At 62.9% G+C, this 6,568-nt stretch carries 8 protein-coding genes; 4 read left to right on the top strand and 4 right to left on the bottom strand.

Annotation, left to right across the window (positions count from 1 at the left end):
* Positions 1–225: 225 nt before the first annotated feature.
* Positions 226–783 (top strand): hypothetical protein, encoded by a 558-nt coding sequence (locus B2V90_RS04170; protein WP_293919773.1) that lies wholly within the window; start codon positions 226–228, stop codon positions 781–783.
* A gap of 9 nt (positions 784–792) precedes the next feature.
* Here the strand turns inward: B2V90_RS04170 and B2V90_RS04175 are convergent, their stop codons facing one another.
* Complete coding sequence (locus B2V90_RS04175; RefSeq protein WP_228220482.1) at positions 793–2,106, bottom strand: DNA-packaging protein; 1,314 nt, start codon at positions 2,104–2,106, stop codon at positions 793–795.
* Positions 2,107–2,221: 115 nt separating this feature from the next.
* Between B2V90_RS04175 and B2V90_RS04180 the strand changes: the two genes are divergently transcribed.
* Positions 2,222–2,422 (top strand): hypothetical protein, encoded by a 201-nt coding sequence (locus tag B2V90_RS04180; RefSeq protein WP_009821206.1) that lies wholly within the window; start codon positions 2,222–2,224, stop codon positions 2,420–2,422.
* A gap of 43 nt (positions 2,423–2,465) precedes the next feature.
* On the opposite strand, the gene B2V90_RS04185 is transcribed toward B2V90_RS04180, so the two are convergent.
* Together B2V90_RS04185 and B2V90_RS04190 are read right to left on the bottom strand one after the other, a co-directional pair.
* Positions 2,466–3,773, bottom strand: a complete 1,308-nt coding sequence (locus B2V90_RS04185; protein WP_228220483.1) for a M28 family peptidase — start codon at positions 3,771–3,773, stop codon at positions 2,466–2,468.
* A gap of 508 nt (positions 3,774–4,281) precedes the next feature.
* On the bottom strand, positions 4,282–4,665 hold the full coding sequence (locus tag B2V90_RS04190) for a hypothetical protein (protein WP_293919780.1): 384 nt from the start codon (positions 4,663–4,665) through the stop codon (positions 4,282–4,284).
* 153 nt (positions 4,666–4,818) lie between these two features.
* On the opposite strand from B2V90_RS04190, the gene B2V90_RS04195 reads away from it, so the two are divergent.
* Both B2V90_RS04195 and B2V90_RS04200 read left to right on the top strand, forming a co-directional pair.
* Positions 4,819–5,088 (top strand): hypothetical protein, encoded by a 270-nt coding sequence (locus tag B2V90_RS04195; protein ID WP_228220484.1) that lies wholly within the window; start codon positions 4,819–4,821, stop codon positions 5,086–5,088.
* A 128-nt stretch (positions 5,089–5,216) separates the two neighbouring features.
* Positions 5,217–5,672 carry a hypothetical protein gene (locus B2V90_RS04200; protein ID WP_228220485.1) on the top strand — a complete coding sequence of 152 codons (456 nt, stop codon included), beginning with the start codon at positions 5,217–5,219 and terminating at the stop codon, positions 5,670–5,672.
* A gap of 539 nt (positions 5,673–6,211) precedes the next feature.
* Here the strand turns inward: B2V90_RS04200 and B2V90_RS04205 are convergent.
* Positions 6,212–6,568, bottom strand: a 357-nt coding sequence (locus B2V90_RS04205; protein ID WP_293919782.1) for a hypothetical protein, incomplete at its 5' end; no start/stop codon positions are given.

The following is a 6,568-nucleotide window of genomic DNA, read 5'->3' on the forward strand; positions in this document are numbered from 1 at the left end:
CTGGCTCGACTGGGCCTACGCCCAGACCAAGGCTGCCGCTTAATCTTTCTGCGTCACCCCGGCCCTGAGCCGGGGTCCCGCTGCCTTCAGACCATCACGTCGGCTAAGTCCCGCCACAGCAAATTACCGCGCTCCATCGGTGGCTTTTCCCATGGATTGCATGTCTTGCACCGTCGCCAGCCGCGACGAATTGCAGACCTGCCGACGAGACGTTAGCGTCTTTGCATGGCCCCACCTTTTCAGACCGTGTTCGATCTCACTGGCCAACCAGAAGTGATCCGACCTGCATATTGGTTCATGGCCATTTTTGCGACTGCCGGCATCGGTCTTGTTTGCCTCTCTTGGTTCGCAATCAAAAAACGCTGGCGCTGCCGTCGCTCGCTGCCAATTTTCACTGCCGCATGGATCGGCGGCTGTGGATATGGCTTCGCGACAGATATTCGCAACGTCGCTGATATTCGCGCGGCGGTTGAATCAGGAAATATTGAAAAAACAGAAGGTTGCTTAAGCTATTTTCGCCCCGGTTCCCCCACGGGAACGAAAACTACGGCGGGAAACGAAGAGTGGGCGGTGAACGGCCTCGTCTTTAGCTATGGGGCGGGAGAAGTGCGACCGGGCTTCCATCGCGTATCAACGGGCGCGGGTCCGATCCGCGCGAACACTCGCGTGCGCGTCTCCTTTGTTGAAAGCCCCGCATTTGGGCGACGGGAGATTGTGAAACTCGAAGTCGCCTCACATGCATGTCCTATGGCCCGCAGTGTTGAGATGTTCAAACAACCATAAGAAATCCCCTCACATCCCCCTGACCCTTGCCTCCCCCATCTTCCCCAGCATCAACTCGCTCATCGCCCATACCAGCGCGTCGGCGCGATCGGGCGATCGCCCCGGCCCGACATAGCCGCCCCCCGCCAGCAATCCGCACATCTCATCCTCCAGCTCCGGGAAGGCCCCGCGATGCGCCACCCGGCCCGCTTCATACAGTGCCGCCACCGGCTCCGCGCGCGCCGCCTTCCCGCGGCTCGCATGGACCAGTTTCACCGGCAGCCTCTGTTCCGCCGCGCGCAGCACGCTTTCCACCATCGCGCCGCCATTATTCGCCTCGGCCACCACCCGGTCCGCGCCATGCACCATCGCGGCGGCCGCGACCGCGCGCGCCCAGCCTTCGGGCCGCACGCCGGCGACACTCGCGTCGGCGATCACATAGGCGCGCCCGTCTCCGCCCATGCCCGCCACCACGATGCCGCAGGCGTCGCCGCCCACGCTCGCGGGCGGATCGACCGCCACCACCACGCGCGTCAGCGCGCCCGGCACATGCACGACGCGGCATTGCTCTATCAGCGCCCGCGTCCACAGCGCGCCCTCCACCTCCTCGATCAGCTCGCCGTCCAGCTCCTGCCGCCCCAGCCGCGTGCCGCCATAGCCCGCCGTCATCGCCGCGACGAAGCCGGGCGCCAGATTGGCTTCATTGTCCGCCGTCCGCCCCCGCGTCACCACCACGTCATCGCCGTCCCGCGCCATCAGCGCCCGCACCAGCGGCACTGGCCTTGGCGTCGTCGTCGCCAGCACGCGCGGGTCGCGCCCCAGCCGCATCCCCATCATCAAATTATGCCAGGCCGCCTCGCCCCCCGCCCATTTGGCGATTTCGTCGGCCCAGCCATGGCTGAATTGCGGCCCGCGCAGCCCTTCAGGATCGGCCGCGCCGAACAGCATCGCCACCGCGCCATTGGGCCAGGTCAGCCGCCGCAGCGCCGGGGCATAGGCCGGCCGCGCCCAGTGCGGCGCGATGGCCAGCAGCCCGCTCTCTCCCTCCACCATCACGGATCGCGCCTCGCCCAGGCTCGCGCCAACCAGCGCGATCCGCGCCGCCGGGTCTGCCTCCGCAATACCACGCACCCATTCCGCCCCGGCCCGCGTCTTGCCGAATCCGCGCCCCGCCATCATCAGCCAGATGCGCCAGTCGCCCGCCGGCGCGCGCTGCCCCGGCCGCGCCAGAAAATCCCAGTCCGCCGCGATCCGCTCCGCCGCGCCTTGCGTCAGCAGTTTCAGCATCGCCCCCTGCTGCGCCGCATCGGCGCGCGCCAGCCACTCCCGGTCCGAAAGCTGCATCGCGCCCCTCCATCCTGCACGCCACCGCGCTGCAACAAAATCTTACAGAAACGAGCGGGAACGCTCAGGCAAAATCGCCATTCTGATCTACGCATCCGCAGCAGAAAGGACAGATATGGAATCCCCTTCCCGTGAAAGCTCCGGCCAGCGATCGACCCAGCGACCGACACTGTTCGCGATCCTTGGCATCGCCGCCATCGTCGGCGGCGGCATGATCGCTGCCAGCGCGCTCACTCACCGCCCGGCCACGGTCAAGCCCGCCACCGGCACGGCGAACGCCATGGCGCTGGCGGGCGCGAAACCCGTCAGGGACTGATCGCAGCTCGGCCGCCTCGCTCGGGGCGGCCGCTATCCCGTGCTTATTTCCGCGGCGCCATCCCGCCGAACGTTACCAGGCTCTCGGCTCCGTCCCTGGCGACCGCCGCCACGCCGATGAAATGATCGTCGACGACGACATCCTTCAACAGCGTTTCGGTCGCGCCCGTCACGACGCGGCTGTCGGCCCAATCCTGCGCGTCCGCGCGCCGCCAATAAACCTTATAGGCCGCAGCGCCCGGCACCGCGTCCCAGAACACCCGCGTATCCATGGAAAGCGCCCCGTCCAGCGAGACGCTCGCGGGCGCGGCCGGCGCATCAGCCAGTTCGCGCAAAGCCGCGACATTGAGCGCCGTCACCTTCGCCAGATAGGGAAAGTCCATCGCGTTCACCGTATCGCCATAGACGCGGCCATTTTCGGTCCGCAAATCCTGATGCTGCCGGTCGTAATTTTCGATCCCCACCGAAAAGCGCACCGCGGGAAAGCCCAGTTCCAGGAAGGGCGAATGGTCGCCGCCGCGCCCGAACCGGTCCAGCCGCCGCACCGCGAACACATCCAGCCCGACCTGCGGATTGGCCTCGGCAATGCCGTCGATCTTCTTGGCGAGCGCGCGCGAAGGCCCGTCATCCTCCCCGCCGATCGCCCGTCGGGTCCGCGCCGCTTTTTCATCCTCGGCAAAGCGGATGCCTTCGGAAAACACCCGCACCCGGTCGGCGACGATCTGGCCATTCTGGCCCAACGTGTTGCCAACGATATCGTTGTTCAGCATCGCGCGCACCTGCCAGCCGCGCGCCTTGGCCGTGGCCGCCAGCAGCTTGCCGCCCCACAGCCCCTGCTCCTCGCCCGACAGCAGCGCATAGACGATCGTCCCGTCAAATTTTTCGCCCGCCAGCACCCGCGCCGCCTCGATCACCAAAGCCGTGCCCGACGCATTGTCATTCGCGCCCGGCGCATCGCTGGTGGCATCCATCACGTCGCTCACCCGGCTGTCGATATGCCCGGCGACGATCACCACTTGGTTGGGGTCCCCCGTCCCTTTCTGAATCGCCAGCACGTCCACCACCTCGACCCCATTCGGCGCGCGCGGCCCGGTGAAGCGATCCGCGATCGTCTCGACGGTCAGGCACCCGCCACAGCCCTTGGCAATCTTCTCGAACTCCGCCGCGCCCCAGCGCCGCGCCGCGCCGATCCCGCGCTTGGGATCGGTCGCCGAAGACAGCGTATGGCGCGTGCCGAAACGCACCAGCTTCTCGACCGTCGCCTTCAACCGCGCCGGATCGGGCGCACGCGTCTGCGCGCTGGCGGACGTCGAGAGGGCGGAAGCGGCGGCAAGCAGGATCAATTTTTTCATGGGGCCAAACCTTATCGGCTATTTGACGACTGTAAAGCCACCCCGGCGCATGTCCGGGATACCGACCCATGTCCGCGCGTGTTTCACGCTGGCTACAAACCGGACATTCCCCCGCAGCATTGCCGCCCTGGTCATGCCCCTGTCAGCGGCACCACGCAGCCCCCCTCTGCGCCGCTGATCCTCCCTGAACCTCGACCCCCGGCGCCAAGCCGGGGGTTCTTTTTAGGCCGGGCGAGCCGACTGACATTCCCACGAAAGCGGGAATCCCCCTCTCCATCTGATCTGCGACAGCGATTGCGGACGTCATGCTCCTACCAAAAGCGACGGCAAAATCCTCCCCTGCAAGGGGAGGGGGACCACGAAGTGGTGGAGGGGTATCACCCTACCGAAAGCGCGACACCCCTCCGTCTGGCCTACAGGCAGCCATCTCTCTTACTAGGGAGGACTGTCCGCAAACGACCATTTGTTGCCGCTCCGGGACCAATATACGATTTCTGCTAGCGGACGTTCAGTAATGTCTGCCGCCGTGCCGCTCGGCTAGAACCCAGTAGCAAAGCCCTGTCATAGCACCGAGCGCTGACCACAAGGCGAACACGAACAATACGTTCGCCGTAGAGGCCGGATGCTTCGCCGTTGCCCAAGCCAGATATAGAGCGGCTGGGATGGCGGTCATAAGCAATCCGCCAATTCCAAATTGCATCACAGAGCGCCGATTTGTCCTTAACAGATAGGCACAGATTGCCAGCCCGAAGACAATTTGGGCTCCATACAACAGCAGCAAATAGAAGATTGCTAGAGACACTGGGCGAGGAAAGCCGCCGCTTGCCCACGACACTAAAGCACCAACTATCGCCGCTGCCATCGGAGCCAGAAAAAATGCACCTAACTTCATTATGTCGGCCCCCATCTCTGAAGCCGGTGTGGCAGGATCAATCCCAAAATTCCATCTGAAACCGGCCCGATGGCTGCCGACCTTTTTTGCCGTTCGAAGACACCCTACAGTTTCCTGATTGCGGACGTTCGTTGAGCGAGGCAGCATGTCGCGATGACCATCACCCCAACCACCCTCGCTCAGCTTCACCTGCCTGACATTGATGCGGTTATCTTCTACAAGCGGGATGAGATTTTCACTGACCTGATCTGCTGCGACGTGGAAATTGCCGGTCGCGCATGGACGTTCCATGAGGAAGTGGAGGGATGGGAGAACCTAATCGCACATTTATCAGCACTGCCCGGCTTCCGGGCTGATTGGTATGAAGCCGTCGTCAAACCTCCCTTCGCGGCGAGCGAGACAGTTGCGTTCGATCGACGCTGATCGACCATTCCTGGTCACTCCGTCAGAAGATTCTCATCTCTTAAACCGGCCGCTCATGCCGATGACAAGGTGAAGGCTGAATGACCAAATCTGATGGAAAGCTGTCGTTCGCCTGCTAACATACCCACATGGAAGACGCAGTTAGGTCATGGCAGCAAGAAGGACGCATTAGTCTTTGGCGCTACCGCAAGGCTCCCAAGATGTATCACGGTTGGCACTTCACAGCAGATCAAGAAGGCTGCGCAAGCCTAATCGAACTGTTTAGCATTCTGTCGAGTGCGACTAGCCCTGCCCATCGAACTATCTCGCTAACTGATCCCTGCGAGGTGGAAGCAGATCGCATTTTCGGTAATCACGAATTCCGGCTCGATGTTCCTGCCAAACTCCGCCTTGCCAACGACCTTGATAGATGCGGCTCCATTGAACTTGCCGCTGATGCTTGTGTCATGCCGCTCAGATTAGAAGACATAACCAATTTCTCAGATGCGGTGAGGGATATATCTGTTGATCACGCTGATTTCGGCGTGAGCTTTGGAAGCAACGACACCATCATCAAGTTCTGGTGGTGGCCGAAGAAACGCTAGGGGCTGAATGTCCGCAAAGGGAGATTCTTGCCGGACGATTTTACTGCGCAAAGGTCAGCAATCGCCGGTCATATGCCCAAAAGCCGACAGTCGCCTTCCCACCCTAATTGGTATCTCTGCTGGCGGTAAGTCGATGGATCACCTCCCACGATAGCGCGGTTCCCATCATCCCGAAAGCCGCCGCTGTCTGTCCCTCCCAAAACAAGTATGCTGTGAAAGCGGTGGTGAAAACCCAAAGGGCAATTATCCAAGGTTTGGACATTGCTTATCTTTGCACCGGGGATGGCAGGTTTCAACATCTATCGGCTCAACAGCCGACAGTCCGCAAACCACCCCTTTTCGTCATTCCCGCGAACGCGGGAACCCATCTTTCGACTATAGCCCAGGTGCCGCGCCGGAAGACGGAACCCCGCCTTCGCAGGGATGACGATAGGAAACACACGGTCCACAAACTACCACATCCCGTCCTCCCCACGCTCCTAAGGACGGCCGCAGGCCAACGACAACTTACCTCCTGCCGCCCTTCCGTTACCGCCCCCTCACGCCGCCACCGGCCGCGCCGTAACCTTGCGCACCAGTGCCGCCATCGGCGACAGGATCATGTGGCGGTGCCAGTAGAGCGAAATCTGGTCCGGCCGGATGCAGATCTGACGCCGCGCAGCCATATGCCCCAGCGTCGTCGCCAGTTCGTCCGCGTCCACGCCCTCCAGCATCAACTGCCGTATCGGCCCTGCGCCAAGCTGTTGTAAAATCCGGCTTTCCAATGTCATGGCGGTCGAATGCCGCAACGGCCGGGTCCGTTCCGGTGAAAAAAGGGTTAACGCACCGCCCATCCCGTGCGCGGCCCGCCTCGTCGGCCCCGTCACAAACCCATGGCGCGCCCGCGTCATTCGCCC

The sequence above is a fragment of the Sphingobium sp. UBA5915 genome, assembly GCF_002431195.1.
In the GTDB taxonomy this organism is placed as follows: Bacteria; Pseudomonadota; Alphaproteobacteria; order Sphingomonadales; family Sphingomonadaceae; genus Sphingobium; species Sphingobium soli.